At 44.8% G+C, this 14893-nt stretch carries 16 protein-coding genes; 12 read left to right on the top strand and 4 right to left on the bottom strand.

Going from position 1 to position 14893, the window contains the following annotated elements; translation table 11 throughout:
* Positions 1-345 precede the first annotated feature (345 nt).
* Positions 346-768 carry a nucleoside-diphosphate kinase gene (locus AAA938_RS19500; RefSeq protein ID WP_338230513.1) on the bottom strand — a complete coding sequence of 141 codons (423 nt, stop codon included), beginning with the start codon at positions 766-768 and terminating at the stop codon, positions 346-348.
* A 183-nt stretch (positions 769-951) separates the two neighbouring features.
* On the opposite strand from AAA938_RS19500, the gene AAA938_RS19495 reads away from it, so the two are divergent.
* From AAA938_RS19495 to AAA938_RS19480, 4 genes are read left to right on the top strand one after another with little or no spacing between them, the layout of a single operon-like run.
* On the top strand, positions 952-1986 hold the full coding sequence (locus AAA938_RS19495) for a DHH family phosphoesterase (RefSeq protein WP_338230511.1): 1035 nt from the start codon (positions 952-954) through the stop codon (positions 1984-1986).
* Positions 1987-2025: 39 nt separating this feature from the next.
* The gene (locus AAA938_RS19490; protein WP_338230508.1) at positions 2026-2952 is read left to right on the top strand and encodes an FKBP-type peptidyl-prolyl cis-trans isomerase; all 927 of its coding nucleotides are present in this window, start codon (positions 2026-2028) and stop codon (positions 2950-2952) included.
* A gap of 28 nt (positions 2953-2980) precedes the next feature.
* Positions 2981-3544 (top strand): FKBP-type peptidyl-prolyl cis-trans isomerase, encoded by a 564-nt coding sequence (locus AAA938_RS19485; RefSeq protein WP_338230506.1) that lies wholly within the window; start codon positions 2981-2983, stop codon positions 3542-3544.
* Positions 3541-4092: an FKBP-type peptidyl-prolyl cis-trans isomerase gene (locus tag AAA938_RS19480; RefSeq protein ID WP_338230504.1), complete on the top strand. Its 552-nt coding sequence runs from the start codon at positions 3541-3543 to the stop codon at positions 4090-4092. Before AAA938_RS19485 ends, AAA938_RS19480 begins: the two co-directional genes overlap by 4 nt.
* A 25-nt stretch (positions 4093-4117) precedes the next feature.
* Here the strand turns inward: AAA938_RS19480 and AAA938_RS19475 are convergent, their stop codons facing one another.
* Complete coding sequence (locus AAA938_RS19475) at positions 4118-4696, bottom strand: methyltransferase family protein (RefSeq protein WP_338230502.1); 579 nt, start codon at positions 4694-4696, stop codon at positions 4118-4120.
* A gap of 41 nt (positions 4697-4737) precedes the next feature.
* Here AAA938_RS19475 and AAA938_RS19470 point away from each other — a divergent pair, with 41 nt between their 5' ends.
* Together AAA938_RS19470 and deoC are read left to right on the top strand one after the other, a co-directional pair.
* Positions 4738-5955, top strand: a complete 1218-nt coding sequence (locus tag AAA938_RS19470) for an NAD(P)-dependent oxidoreductase (RefSeq protein WP_338230500.1) — start codon at positions 4738-4740, stop codon at positions 5953-5955.
* Complete coding sequence (gene deoC, locus AAA938_RS19465) at positions 5942-6607, top strand: deoxyribose-phosphate aldolase (protein ID WP_338230498.1); 666 nt, start codon at positions 5942-5944, stop codon at positions 6605-6607. Before AAA938_RS19470 ends, deoC begins: the two co-directional genes overlap by 14 nt.
* Here deoC and AAA938_RS19460 read toward each other — a convergent pair.
* Entirely contained in the window at positions 6604-7716 is a 1113-nt protein-coding gene (locus tag AAA938_RS19460) for a Na/Pi symporter (RefSeq protein ID WP_338230497.1), read from the bottom strand. The two genes, deoC and AAA938_RS19460, sit on opposite strands and share 4 nt — an antisense overlap.
* 212 nt (positions 7717-7928) lie before the next feature.
* Here AAA938_RS19460 and AAA938_RS19455 point away from each other — a divergent pair, with 212 nt between their 5' ends.
* The 6 genes from AAA938_RS19455 to AAA938_RS19430 all read left to right on the top strand — a co-directional run bounded on the left by AAA938_RS19455 (position 7929) and on the right by AAA938_RS19430 (position 14317).
* Entirely contained in the window at positions 7929-9059 is a 1131-nt protein-coding gene (locus AAA938_RS19455) for an inorganic phosphate transporter (RefSeq protein ID WP_338230495.1), read from the top strand.
* Positions 9060-9070: 11 nt separating this feature from the next.
* Entirely contained in the window at positions 9071-9514 is a 444-nt protein-coding gene (locus tag AAA938_RS19450) for a nucleoside deaminase (RefSeq protein WP_338230493.1), read from the top strand.
* Positions 9515-9619: 105 nt separating this feature from the next.
* Complete coding sequence (locus tag AAA938_RS19445) at positions 9620-10228, top strand: superoxide dismutase (protein ID WP_338230491.1); 609 nt, start codon at positions 9620-9622, stop codon at positions 10226-10228.
* A gap of 201 nt (positions 10229-10429) precedes the next feature.
* The gene (locus AAA938_RS19440; protein WP_338230489.1) at positions 10430-12865 is read left to right on the top strand and encodes an outer membrane beta-barrel protein; all 2436 of its coding nucleotides are present in this window, start codon (positions 10430-10432) and stop codon (positions 12863-12865) included.
* 82 nt (positions 12866-12947) lie between these two features.
* A complete protein-coding gene (locus tag AAA938_RS19435; protein ID WP_338230487.1) occupies positions 12948-13595 on the top strand; it encodes a TatD family hydrolase in 648 nt (215 codons plus the stop codon).
* Positions 13592-14317 carry a tRNA threonylcarbamoyladenosine dehydratase gene (locus AAA938_RS19430; protein WP_338230485.1) on the top strand — a complete coding sequence of 242 codons (726 nt, stop codon included), beginning with the start codon at positions 13592-13594 and terminating at the stop codon, positions 14315-14317. Before AAA938_RS19435 ends, AAA938_RS19430 begins: the two co-directional genes overlap by 4 nt.
* On the opposite strand, the gene AAA938_RS19425 is transcribed toward AAA938_RS19430, so the two are convergent.
* The gene (locus AAA938_RS19425; RefSeq protein WP_338230484.1) at positions 14318-14782 is read right to left on the bottom strand and encodes a MaoC family dehydratase; all 465 of its coding nucleotides are present in this window, start codon (positions 14780-14782) and stop codon (positions 14318-14320) included.
* Positions 14783-14893 lie beyond the last annotated feature (111 nt).

Below are 14893 nucleotides of genomic sequence, written 5' to 3'. Positions count from 1 at the left end.
GAAACAAAACTCCTGAAGAAATCCATCAAACCAATCAAAAAACAGATCGATTGTGGAAAAACTATTACCCCAAAAACCGTACACTTGTAAACCAATAAAAGGACTAACAGAAATAGTCAATCAGTATCAGGATTTAAACAATAACCTGTAAACTATTTTTAGGACGAGTCAGGAGGAAAAGGTTCCTTTGGGGGAGGCTTCGGAGGGGGAGGTGGCTTTGGCGGTTTCGGAGGAGGTTCTTTCGGCGGCGGAGGAGCTGGAGGAAGTTGGTAATTATGGATTTCTTTAGAGAAAAATAAAAAAAGCGCCAATCGGCGCTTTTTTCCTGTTGAGCTTTTGAAAAAATCAGATTACTCGCTCCAATTGGGAGAAGTAGAAATTTCCTTCAATAGCAGCATTTTCGTCAGAATCAGATCCGTGAACTGCATTCGCCTCGATGGATTTGGCGAAAATCTTACGGATGGTGCCTTCCGCAGCGTTAGCAGGGTTGGTAGCTCCGATTAGGGTACGGAAATCTTCCACTGCGTTTTCCTTCTCCAGGATAGCTGCGATGATAGGACCGGAAGACATGTAAGCGCAAAGATCTTTGTAGAAAGGTCTCTCTTTGTGGACTTCGTAAAACTTACCCGCCAATTCAGGAGTCAGTCTCGTGGCCTTCATAGCTACGATTTTGAAACCTGCCTCTTCGATCATTTTCAAAATTGCACCTGAGTTGCCAGCCTCAAAAGCGTCCGGCTTGATCATGGTGAATGTTCTGTTTCCTGCCATGGGATTGTATCTATTGGTTTAAATCGGTCGCAAAAATAGAGGTTTTCCTTTCAATTTCGGCTACACCCTCCAGGAATCTCTGCTATTTCGCTTATTTTCAGGGAGATTCACGCTTTGGCATTTCTGAAAAAATTACTGACCTTTGCAGGCTACTAGAGCCAATGTGCTGCTGAACAGATTCTAATGGAAGCTTTAGCTACATTTCAAAGAGAACTTTCTTCACCCAAAAAAATATTCATCACCACCCATGTCAAGCCCGATGCCGATGCTTTGGGTTCCTCTTTGGGTCTTGCCAACTACCTGTTGAAAAAAGGCCATGAAGTGACGGTGGTGACTCCTTCGGATTATCCCTCTTTCCTGTATTGGATGCAGGGCAACGATTGGGTATTGGATTTTTCCAAAGAAGAAGACAAAGAACTTGCCACTGAAAGGCTGAACGAAGCCGAAATGATATTCTGCTTGGACTTCTCTGCCCTAAACCGGGTAAATGAACTCGGAGAGATGATCCGTAAATCCAAGGCTTATATTGTTAATATTGACCATCATCAGGACCCGGAAGACTTTGCTGACTTTCGGTTTTGGAGTACCAAAGCTGCTGCTACTTGCGAGCTGGTCTATGAACTGATCGTCAAGCTTGGGGATAGGGACCTCATCGATGCGGGCATTGCATCTTGTCTCTATGCCGGCATCATGACCGACACGGGTGGATTTCGCCATCCCAATACCACCAAAAACGTCCATTTGGTGGTTGCGGAATTGATTGGTTTGGGGGCAGATCCCTCTCAGATTTCCAACCTGATTTATGACTCCAATTCCGTCAATAGACTGAAGTTTATCGGTTTTGCAATTACCCGGCGATTGGTAGTCAGGGAAGACATTCACACGGCCTATTTTGTCATCAGTAAAAAAGATCTTAAAAAATATCAAAGTCAGACCGGGGACACAGAGGGTCTGGTCAATTATGCCCTATCTTTGGACGGCATTAAGCTGGCTGCACTTTTCTCAGAGCGGGAAGATGGAATAAAAATTTCCTTCCGATCCAGTCCTGAAGTAGCGGTCAACAAGTTTGCTGCGTCTTACTTCGAAGGAGGTGGACATAAAAACGCTGCAGGAGGAAAATCCATGCTAAGCCTGAAAGAGACCGTCGAGGTTTTTGAAAGCCTAGTCGAAAAATGTCAGGAGCAACTTTTCCAAACCGAAGGCATCAGTGCCGAGTAATCGGAAAAAAACAGAAAATTGAAAATTCACTTAAAATTTATGAAAACCAAAAACAGCCTTTTGGCAGGCCTAGCCCTTGTAGTCGGTCTAGGTACGCTTACCTCCTGCAAGAAAACTCAAGTCACTGAAAAAGACGGAATCGAGTACACCTATGTGAAAGAGGGCTCTACCAAAGCTCCCAACGGGGACTTTATACTGTACAACCTAGTCATCACCAATGATGCAGATTCAGTAGTTTACAGCACCTTGGATCAGCCATTTCCTGGCTATCTGATGGCAAATGATTCACTTCCAGCTCAAAATGGCTTGGATGAGATTTTCCTCAACTTGAAAGAAGGCGATTCCATCACCTTTCAATCTACTGCCAACATCATTTTCAGCGGAAATTTCCCGGCTTTCTTGGAAGCAGAAGATAAGCTGACTGTCAAATTGGGTGCTTTTGCTGTCAAGACAGAGGCAGAAATGCAGTCCTACTATGAAGAAGTCATGATGGCTGAGCAGGCAAAAAGTGCCGAGAGAGCTAAGACTATGATGGTGGAACAAGCAGCTACCATCGAGGCTTATGCAGCTGAGAAAGGCCTGAATGTACAAAAAACAGAAAATGGACTTTACTATGTGATCGAGCAGGAGGGAACAGGCGATGCTGTGACTCCGGGTACGACCATGTATGTCAACTATGCCGGTTACTTATTGGACGGTACTTTGTTTGATACTTCTTGGGAAGAAATCGCCAAATCCAATAATGTATTCAGCGAAGGACGTCCCTACGAGCCACTTCCGGTCAATGTAGGTATGGGTCAGGTCATCCCGGGATGGGATGAAGGCCTGATGCTGTTGAAAAAAGGATCCAAGGGTAAATTCCTGATCCCTTCTCCTCTAGCTTATGGAGAAGCAGGTGCAGGTGCCATGATTCCCGGAAACTCCATTTTGATTTTTGACGTAGAAGTGGTCGACGTTCAGAAATAAAGCCAAAAAATTAACTAAACCAATATCTATGAATCCAAGACTTAAAGCCCTTTTTACTGTCCTTATTGGCTCTTTCGCAGCCCTTTCTTGCGTGGATCCTGATCAGACCCAAGAAGTGCTTTTGGAAAGGGACAAAGAGGCGATAGAGAAGTACCTTTTAGAAAACCCTATCCCGTCGGTGAAAGAATTTTCTGAGCCTGTAGAAGGTTTCTACATGTTTTGGGAAGTGTCTGTAGATCCGGAGCTGAATAATCTGCTTAGAGGTGATACAGTTCGGGTTGACTACACGGGCAAGCTTTTGTCAAATAAAGTATTTGATACCTCTATCGAACAAATAGCTAGAGATAATGGGGTTTTTGATTCAAACAGAAACTATCAACCTCTCCGTTTTGCGGTTGGAAATGGATTTGCAATTACCGGATTTGAATTTGCATTATCTCTAATGAGAGCAGGAGAAAAAGCCACTGTGATTTTCCCTTCTCGTTTAGGATACGGCTCTCAGCCTAATGGACCAGTACCTGCCAATTCACCGCTTATTTTCGAATTAGACCTGATTGAAGTTAAAAATGGTCTAAACCACCTGAATCCATGAAATTATTCCGAAATCTCTTTTTCTTTTCTGTTTTAGCATATTTAGCCTCCTGTGAGCCCAACAATCCTTTTGTCACAGGGCCGATCTACGATGCGGCTGGAAATTTGGCTATTGATCGAGAGAAAATCGATGCTTTCCTAGATACGGCTAGAATTGACAGTGTTTACCGAATTCACGATCCTTCAGGAGTGGTGATTATCGTACAGGAAGACGGAGTAGGAACCCGACCTGTGACCAATTCTGTGGTTTATACCGAATATACTGGATACCTGATGACTGATGGAACAGTATTCGATACGTCTGATGAAGATATTGCCCGTGAAAATGGAATATTTTCTGAATCCAGAGATTATGTGACTTTCCGGTTTGTTTTGGGCACAGGCCAGGTGATACCAGGTTGGGATTTAGGCTTCAGGAGATTGAGACCCGGAACCAAAGGGCAAATGATCATTCCCTCTCCGTATGGATATGAGGATAGAGCGCAAGGAGAAAGAATCCCTCCCAATTCGATTTTGGTTTTCGATTTTGACTTCCTTGGAATAGATTAATAAAAAAGGCCCTCGGGCCTTTTTTTCATTTAAACAAACTGGGGAAAAAGGCAGGAACCTTTCTTTGATACTCCCGATAAGCATCCCCAAAAAATTCCAGAAGATTTTTTTCTTCAAAATGAATCCCAAAGGGCAAATACAGAATCAGACAGGCCAGATGAACTCCGGCTCCCCAAGTCCCTGAAACCATAAAATACCCTCCGAAAATCAATACAAGCCCTAGGTATAAGGGATGCCTGATCCTAGAATATATTCCTTTGATGATTAAGTCATTGGCTTGGGTTTCGGACTCGATAAGAAACTTTTTTATGGATATCTCCCGAATAGATCTGAGTAAAACTATCACTCCCAAGGTGGCAACCAAATAGCCCAAGTGGACGACAATCGGAATCGGATAGAAAAGACTGGCAGGGGGCAAAAGAGAAGCCTGAATCATAAGAAGAAAAAACAAAACCAAAGAGAGCAAAGAATAAACGAGCCGGTAGTTTTTGTAAAAGTTTGGCCACTTCGCCTTTAAAATTCTTTTTAACTTGGACGCAGCAAGCGCAGAATGAATCGTATAAAATACAGCCCAGCTTAAGGCCATCAGAAGGTAGGGCATCATTCGCTAATGGTTGAAATTAATCCTAGACTTTTGTCCAAAGTATGAAAATCGGAATAATCCGCGAAGGAAAAAATCCACCCGACGACCGAACGCCCTTTACTCCCGATCAGCTCAGAGAGCTCAAGGCTAAATATGGGGATCAGGTGGAATTTATGGTAGAGTCAAGTCCCAATCGGTGTTTTAGCGATGAGGAATATCGAGAGGCAGGGATCTCCGTCGTGGAGGATATTTCTGAAGCTGAGTTCCTATTTGGTGTCAAAGAGGTGCCGGTTGCTCAATTGATTCCGGACAAGACCTATTTTTTCTTTTCCCATACCATCAAAGAACAAGCCTACAATCGTCCCCTTCTCCAGGCTGTATTGAAGAAAAACATCCGACTCGTCGACTATGAGGTGCTTAAAGATGAGGAAGGGAAGCGGGTCGTTGCCTTTGGGCGATGGGCGGGAATAGTCGGAGCCTACAATGCTTTCTGGACCTATGGGCAGAAAACTGCCCTGTATGAAATCCAAAGAGCAAGACAGCTCAAAGACTTAAAGGAAATGCATGAGGAGCTTCGCAAAGTACAGTTCCCTCCGATCAAAATTGTCGTGACCGGTTCAGGCCGGGTAGGGGGTGGAGTAAAGGAGGTTTTGGATTCCCTCGGTCTGCAAGAAGTCAATACCCATGATTTTCTCCATAGCTATTTTGAAGAGCCTGTCTACGTGGTATTGGGTTCCTCGGATTACAACCGGAGAAAATCCGACGGAGGATATGACCGACAGGAGTTTTATTCATCCCCTGAGAAATACGAAAGCCATTTCCAAAAATTTGCCGAGGCTGGAGAGCTTTTGATTGCTGCAGCTTACTGGGCCAAAGGGGCCCCCCGATTGTTTCGATTAGAGGATATCCAAAGCCCTGATTTTGCCCTTTCTGTGATTGCCGATATCACCTGTGATATTGGTGGCTCGATCCCGACTACAGTCCGTGCATCTACGATTCAATCACCAGTGTACGATATCGAAAGGGAATCTGGGACGGAAATTCCAGCCTTTGGCAGTCAGACGAGCATTTCGGTGATGGCTATTGATAATTTGCCCTGCGAGCTTCCCCGGGAGTCCAGTGCTGAGTTTGGAAGACAGCTTTCCCATTGGGTGATTCCAGCGCTTTTTGAGGAAAATTCCGCCATTTTGGAGCGTGCCACAGTGGCTCGAGATGGGGACTTGACTTTGGAGTTTATGTATTTGAGTGATTATGTCCGTGAGTTCAATGAAGAAGCTTAACCGTTTTTTGGAGTCTACCCTTTTGAAGCCGACAATGACAGGTGAGGAGGTGGATATGTTGGTCAGAGATGCCATACAGGAGCAGTTTGTCGGGGTATGTGTTCCTTCTTTTTGGGTGAAAAAGGTAAAAAGAGAACTTCAGCAGGAAGATATCCAGGTAGTCACTGTCATTGGTTTTCCCTTTGGGTTTGAGGATACGGCAAGCAAAGTGGCCCAGACTCAGGAAGCAATCCGTCAGGGAGCAGATGAGTTGGATTTGGTTTGGTCTCAGACCGCTTTTCACTCCGGGATGAATTGGCCCAAAATTGAGATTTCTCAGATAGCCAAGCTATGCCATGAAGAAGAGCGGATTCTTAAAGTGATCATCGAGACGGCATACCTTTCTCCTGAGCAGATCCGCGAAGCCTGTTTGATTTGTCAGGATGCGGGAGCAGATTATGTGAAAACTTCCACAGGCTATGCGCCCACCGGTGCAAAGACGGAAGATATTAAGCTGATGAGAAGCACTTTGGGATCAGGAGTTGGCATCAAAGCCAGTGGAGGTATCAAAACCTTGGATTTCGCGCTGGAACTGATTGCAGCAGGCGCAGACCGAATCGGAACCAGTTCGGCCCTTGGCCTGATGAATGAAATGAGAGCACGTGAGAGCTAGTCCCTGCTGAAGAAAATCAGTAAAAACGGAAGAATAAAAAAGGTGATGAGGATATAGGCAAAACCCACGACCCGGTTTTGGACTGCACTTTTTCCCATGAATCGGGCGATTTGAACCGGGATATTTCTCAGTCTGGCAAAGGGTAAAAAGATCAATGCTCCAAATCCGTTGAAAAGGATGTGAACAATGGCCAAAGCAATGGCTGCCTCGGATTTATAAACCGAGGCGATGACAGCCGTGATCGTCGTTCCCAGGTTTGCCCCCACAATAAAAGGGAAGGATTTGGCCAGGCTTACTTTTCGATTGGCCACCAAGGGAACCACCAGTGAGGTGGTCACTGTGCTAGACTGTACCAAGGCAGTAAAGAAGGTGCCATAAATAAAGGATAGGCCCGATTTTTTGAAAATGAGATTATTGATCCGGTTAAAGTTGTCCAAGACAAAGGTCTTGTACATGGTGGAGGAGAGCACCTTTATCGCACCAAAGACCAAGAAAACCGCCAAAATCATGGTCACAAAAGGAATGCTGATGTGATCTGTAATCCACTGGGTAATTGGTCTTGTGAAGATCTTGTTGTACACAATGGGACCTTCAAATGCATCATCCGTAGCAAAAAACGAGGCAATCTGTATAGCAATCTTGCTGAGGAATCCGAAATAGATTTCCAAAGGAAGAAGAATAATCACACTCAGAATATTGAATAAATCGTGGAGAATCCCTGCTGAAAGTGCTCTTCGAAACTCCTTTTTCTTCATGATAAAAGAGAAAGAGACCAAAGTAGAAGTAAGGGTGGTGCCGATATTGGCACCCAAAACCATGGGAACAGCCTGCTGAAGGGTCATATTTCCAGAAGCGACTATTGCCACAATGCTGGCCGTGACGGTGGAGCTGCTTTGGATCAAAGCTGTTACGAGCAGGCCAATGAACAAGCTGATGAAAGGATTCCGGGTAGCAAGGAGAATCTCATTGGCCACGGTATCGTTGATAGCGCCCATGGACACAGTGAGCAAGTCAATTGAAAAAATAAATAACAAAAGCCCAAGGCCTACCTGAATGTAGTTTTTTACATTTTTTGAGACATTGGACTTGCTTAGTTCCTCACTTTCCATTCCCTAGACAATGAATTTTTTTGTGGATTACCCTGTGAAGGGATGTGATGAGCAGAATTTTTAATCAATTTCTGGGCAAAAGTTGAATATTTTTTCAGAATAACCAGCTAAAATAGGGTTGATAAAGAAGGTTTTTTGGCTAGTTAACAATTTGTTAACATGACCTCCGGATTATCTTCAGTAATTTGGCGCCAAAATTAAGCCACCCGGCAATGAAGCAGAAAAAATTAGATCAGAATATCAATCAGGACAAGCTTTCCAAATCAGCCTATGCCCTTTTTGATTTCACCAAAAGTGAGCGCCCCTTTCTGATTACCGTTTGTATCCTCATCTCTATCGCAGGCCTGATTACTCCCTATCATTATGCGGCCATGTGGTTTGGCTTTGCTTTGGCAGCCTACTCCGCGATCGCCAATGACAGTATTCAGACTATTGGTACATTCATCGCATCCAATAGCAAGAGACCCTGGTACCTGCTTTGGTTGTTTATGGGGTTGATTTTTGTGGGTACGGTGACCTACAGTTGGATGACTTATGGCGGAGACGTGAGTTATGAGCGTCTGAGTGTTCCCGGTCTGGAAAAAGCCCCTGAAAGCTTTGTCTTCCTCCAATTGGCAGCACCCATCGTCCTTTTGATCATGACCCGGTTTAGAATGCCGGTTTCCACTACTTTCCTTTTGCTCAATGTCTTCACCTACAAGGCGGGAACGATTGTAGACGTGATGACCAAAAGCTTTTTGGGTTATCTATTGGCTTTTGTTTTGGCCATGTTGGTTTGGTTTATTCTGGAGCGCTTTGTCAAAAACTACCTGAAAGGAAAGCCGGCTCCCTACTGGATTTATCTGCAGTGGCTTACATCGGGGCTTTTGTGGGCGGTTTGGATTATGCAGGATGCAGCCAATATTGCGGTGTTTCTACCCCGTCAGCTCAATCTCTATGAATTTTTGGTCTACACCGGGTTTATCTTTTTTGGTTTAGGATTCCTTTTTTACTTGAAAGGAGACAAGATTCAGGACATTGTCAACGAGAAGTCCAACGTGACGGACGTACGGGCAGCTACGATTGTGGACTTGGTCTATTCGGTAATTTTGGTCTACTTCAAGATGTACAGCAAAGTGCCCATGAGTACGACTTGGGTATTTATCGGACTTTTGGCAGGTAGAGAATTGGCCATTGCTTTGGGTAAGCACGGCAAATCCTCCAAGCGAAAGGCTTGGCTTTTCAGAGCGTTTCGATTGGGCAGAAAAGACATATTGAAGGCCTTGTTTGGTTTGGTTGTCTCTTTGATTTTGGCCATCATCATCAATGAAGGGGTACGAAAAGAAATCTTTGCTCTGTTTTAATCGGTCCTAGTTTGGAGATTTACAGCCACGAGTACTTTATGAATGAAGCCCTAAAACAAGCCAAGATGGCTTTTGAAGAGGGTGAAATTCCGGTGGGGGCTGTGGTAGTGTCCAAAAACAGAATCATAGGCAGAGGATATAATCAGACAGAGAAGCTGCAGGACGTCACTGCTCATGCAGAGATGCTGGCTATCACTTCTGCAGCCAATTATCTGGGAAGCAAATACCTTCCCGAATGCAGAATGTATGTGACGCTCGAGCCCTGTCCCATGTGTGCAGGAGCTTTGTATTGGTCACAAATCGGGGAAGTTCACTATGCAGCCTCTGATTCGAAGCGGGGATTTCATCACTGCAATGAGCACATGCTCCACCCTAAAACCAAGGTTTACACGGGATTGCTAAAAGAAGAGTCCGAAAGCTTGGTCTTGGAATTTTTCCGAAAACTGAGAGAATAAGGCTTTTTCTTCGGGAAAAGAACCTTTTTGCAGTGTGGGGGGTTGAAAGAGTATTACTTATTTTAGGACACTTTAAATCAATGTTTAACCCAAAAATTCAATAATATGGCTTTTACTCTCCCATCTTTACCTTATTCTTTTAATGCGCTAGAGCCGCATATCGATGCCCGAACTATGGAAATCCATCACGGCAAACACCACAATGGGTACGTGACCAACCTGAACAATGCAGTAGCTGGCACCGATTTGGAAGGGAAATCTCTTGAAGAACTCATGCAAGTAGCGGGTTCAAATGTCGCTGTAAGAAACAATGGGGGTGGTCACTGGAATCACAGCCTCTTCTGGCAAATCATTTCTCCTAACGGAGGCGGAAATCCGACGGGATCTATTGCTGTGGCAATTGATGAAAAATTTGGATCATTTGATGCTTTTAAAGAAACCTTCAACAAGGCTGCTGCTACAAGATTTGGTTCAGGATGGGCTTGGCTTTGCGTAGATCTAAAAAAAGAACTTTGCGTGTGTTCTTCTCCAAATCAAGACAATCCTTTGATGGATGTGGCAGAGTGTCCAGGAACCCCTATTCTTGGTCTTGATGTATGGGAGCATGCTTACTATCTCCACTATCAAAACAGAAGACCGGATTACATTTCTGCATTTTGGAATGTAGTTAATTGGGCTGAAGTGAATAAGAGATACGAAGCTGCAATGCAATAAACATCACGATACTTTGGGAGTCCCAATCAGAAATGATTGGGATTTTTTTTGTCCTATACCGAATAAAATATTGTCCGAATATGAGACAGGTATTTTTATTGGCAAAGTAGGAATACGCTATTTTGGCTCATTTTGGGCACTTTCCTGCTATTGGCATTTCATTTTCCTAAAGAGTGGCATAAGACTAAGCCAACATAAAAAATGAAAACGACCAACTTTATTTTTCTCACCTTATTGACCTATCTCCTCGGGATAAGCAATCTGGCAGCCCTGCCAAAGGAGATTTCCAAAATCTCCGGAAAGGTAGAGGATCAATCCGGTCAAGCCGTTCCCTATGCCAACGTTGCCCTGATTTCTGTGGATGGAGGCTTGGTGGATGGGGCTGTTTCGGATGAAAATGGGTCCTTCATGATCGAATCTGTCAAAGCCGCCAAAGTCAAATTGGTTATTTCTTCGATCGGGTATGCCACCTTTTCTTCAGAAGCCTTCGACTTGGTGCCCGGAATGTCCAAGGACTTTGGGAAACTGATCATTCAGGATGAAATGACCGGATTGGATGAGGTGACCGTGAAAGCCTCCCGGCCAGAAATCATCATTGAGCCGGACAAAACCATTGTCAACGTAGAGGGAACCGTGATGGCAGAAGGTGCAAATGCACTGGATGTGATCGGTAGATCTCCTGGAATCTATGTAGATCAAGACGGAAATATCAACCTAAACGGACGTACAGGAGCTACTGTGATGATCAACGACCGCCCCACTTACATGAGTGCAACTGATCTGGCCAACTTCCTGCGCTCGATGCCTGCGGACAACATCAAAAGCATCGAAGTGATCAACAATCCGTCTTCCCGATTTGACGCTGAGGGATCTGCCGGAGTGATCAATATCCAACTCAAAAAGAACACGGTGGACGGGGTGTTTGGAAATGTAATGGTAGGCAGCCAATACAATGGACAATATGCTCCCAATGCCGGAGCCACACTAAACGTGAAAAAAGGAAAGTGGTCCACCAATGGTACCTTGAATTACAATGAATTTGCAGTCTACAACGACTTGGATATCAACAGAAACTTCACTTTGGAAGAGGGTGTGTCCAATTTCAATCAGGATTCCAGAATCACTTCCCGGTACAAAACCCCATCCTTTGTGGGTTCTGCCAACTATGAGATAAATCCCAATCAAAACTTGGGAATCAATCTTCAGGCTTCCAACTCAAGGGATATCAATACCAGTACTTCCACTACGGTAGTGACTAACCCCGGACAGGAGTTCAACAATTATATCGAGTCATTCAATGACTCAGAAGGAGTCAGAAATCGGGTGTTTTCCAACCTTCACTACGACGCAAAGCTGGATACATTGGGCACGAAGATTTCTGCCGATGTGGATTTTACCTTGATGGATTCCGAAAACAGCTCGCTATTGGACAATAGCTACTGGGCGGGAAATGATCCGGAAGGAGGATATACCGATCGGGTCCTGACGATCAATGACATGTTTTACACCATTCTTACAGCCAAGGTGGACTTTACCAAGCCTTTGAAGGGTGGAAAAACTTTGGAAACTGGCGTAAAAGGCAGCTGGGTGGAATCAGACAATGATCTGGATTTGAGCCGTGCAGTAGGAGAAGGTCCTTACGAGCCTGATCCCAATTCCAACCGATTCATCTACAATGAGAATGTCTTGGCCGCCTATGCTATGCTCAAAGGCTCTTTCAGTGAAAAATTCAGCTATCAGGCAGGACTGAGAGGTGAATATTCTGATATCACCGGCAACTCAGTGACCCTTGAGCAGGTGAATAAGCAGAAGTATTTCAACCTTTTCCCCAGCTTATTTGTCCAGCAAAAGGTAAGTGATAAGTATCAGATCGTGTACAATGCCAACCGCAGAATCACCCGACCCAACTATCGATTGCTCAACCCATTTGTGTATTACATTGACCCGCTGACTTCTGAGCAGGGCAATCCTAACCTTCGGCCTCAATATTCTACCAATTTCGAGATGAACCACATCCTGAAAGGGGCCTATCAGTTTACATTGGGCTATAGCGTGACAGAGGATGCATTCATGCAGGTGTTTGAGCAGGATCAGGAAACCCGATCCACGACTACTTTCACAGACAATTTTGACAAAACCCGAAACGCCAACTTCAGAGCCATTCTTCCTTTCGAAATCAAGAAATGGTGGAATACCTCCAACATGGTTCAGGTGAATTACAATCAGTTCCAGTCCCAAATTGGGGAAAATGTTCTGGATGTAGATCAAGTGTCCTATATGGTACGAACCCAGCAAAACTTCACCTTGCCTAAAGGATTCAAGCTGGAAGTAATGGCCATGTATTTGGGGCCTCAGATTTGGGGTCAGGGAAGCATCGGAGGATTTGGATGGGTAGATATGGGAGTGACCAAATCCCTGATGAAGGACAAGCTTTCACTTTCGGTCAATGGAACAGACCTCTTCCGAACTCAGGTGATCAAAGCGAAAGTGGAATTTGCCGATATCGATACTTCATTCAGACAGTACAGAAGCAATCAGGGAATCCGCTTTACACTTCGCTATAATTTTGCCAAGGGCGAAAGCTTCCGCGTAAAATCCAGCACGGGTAGTTCTGAAGAAAGAAACCGATTGGATTAATCTACCTTGTTTTACTAAAAGCAAAAGCCTCTTCTTCACGAAGGGGCTTTGTTTTTTTATGGAAAAAATGAAGCTTAGCCCGATGAATTTCTGGGATTTTCATACGCATCAAAATGGCAAAGCCAATGCTATCTTTAATGGAGAAGGAGAGGTTTCACCTGCCGGGTTGTTCTGTTCTTTGGGCATTCATCCCTGGGATTTGGATGAAAATTGGGAAGAGAAATGGCAAAAAATCTCCATGCAGGTGAAAGATTCCATTTCCGTACTGGCAATAGGAGAGTGTGGCTTTGACCGGATCAAAGGTCCTGAACTGGAGATTCAAAATGCCGCTTTTCATGCCCAGGCTAGTCTGGCTTTTGAGTTGGATATTCCGCTTATTTTGCATTGTGTGAAAGGGCACGATTTACTACTGGAATACCTGAAGAAGGAAAAAAATATCCCTCAGATCATTTGGCACGGCTGGAATCTCAAGCCTGACCTTGCACTTAGGCTACTGGATTTTCCCGTCTTTTTTTCTTTTGGACATCATCTGAAAAAAGAAGAGAGCAATGCTCAGGCTTGGCTCAAAGCCTGCCCTCCTTATCGCATCTTTTTTGAGACGGATGATTCGAATATGGAAATTTCTGAGATTTATCAGGCTGCTTCCCTAATTTTGGGCCTTTCTCCGGCGGAGCTAGCTCAGCTGGGGATCTCAAATTGGAATCAGATAAGCAGTAGAAAAATACAATGAATGATTTTGCCTGGCTCAGTAGGACAGAGCTAATCACCGGCCGGGAAGGTCTGGAGAAGCTTTCCCGGAAGCACGTTTTAGTAGTAGGATTGGGAGGTGTAGGTTCTTTTGCAGCAGAGTTTATCGCCCGATCTGGAGTGGGTCAAATGACCATCATCGACGGGGATACCGTGGATATCTCCAATGTCAACCGGCAGCTTCCAGCTACCCAGCTGAATGTGGGGCAGTCCAAGGCCGAATGGATGGAGGAGCGCTTGCTGGCCATCAACCCGAAGTTGAAGATTCTTGCCATTCGGCAATTTCTAAATCCCCACGAAATGACTGCTCTTCTGGAGGCGAATGAGTTCGATTATGTGGTGGATTGCATCGATAGCTTCACTCCAAAGATGCACTTGATCGAAGGGGCGAGGAAGCGGGGCTTCCGTCTGGTCAGCAGTATGGGCGCAGGTGGCAAAGTGGACCCCACGCAGATCAAAGTGGTGGACTTTTCAGATACCTATCAGTGTAAGCTGGCCAAGATGCTCAGAAAGCGACTGAAGCGGCGAGCTATTTACGGGGGCTTCAAAGCGGTCTTTTCCACCGAAGAGGTAATCAAGGAAAGTTTGATGCTGACTGACGGAAGGAATTTCAAGAAATCTGCCTACGGGACCATGTCTTTTTTGCCGGCTGCTTTTGGCTGTGCCTGTGCAGCTACCGTGGTCAATGACCTTTTGGCCAGTTGATTAATTGAAATGATAAAGGAAAATCAGAAGACCTGCGAAAGCAGGTTTTTTCTGGTCCTTGATTTCCAACTTGACCTCCACCTCTGCTTTCACAGTTCCCCGGAGGTTGGCCACATTTTTCAGTCTGGCGACTAGTCTCACTTCGCTGTCCACAGTGACTGCTTGAGCGAATCGAAGATTTTCGATGCCATAGTTGATCATCATCTTCAGGTTTTTGACCTGCACGATCTGCTCCCAAAGGAAAGGAACGATACTTAGGGTCAAATAACCATGAGCGATGGTATTACCAAATGCACCCTCTTTTTTGGCTCTTTCCGGATCACAGTGAATCCATTGATGATCGTGGGTGGCGTCTGCGAAAAGTTGAATTTGATCCTGTGTGATTCGGAAATAGGAGGAAGCTCCCAGTTCTTGCCCGTTGTATTGCTCAAACTCTTCAAAACTTCCGATAGAAATAGGTTGCATGGGTGGCTTTTTGATTTGGTGGCTCAAAATAGGGAATCGGTTTTTTTTAGCAAAAATTCATCCCTCCAAAAACGGCCTTGAAAGGAAAGAATTTGAATGTCGTAGATTCAT

Source organism: Algoriphagus taiwanensis (genome assembly GCF_036245645.1).
Taxonomy (GTDB): domain Bacteria; phylum Bacteroidota; class Bacteroidia; order Cytophagales; family Cyclobacteriaceae; genus Algoriphagus; species Algoriphagus taiwanensis.
This window is presented reverse-complemented; position numbering and strand designations above follow the sequence as displayed.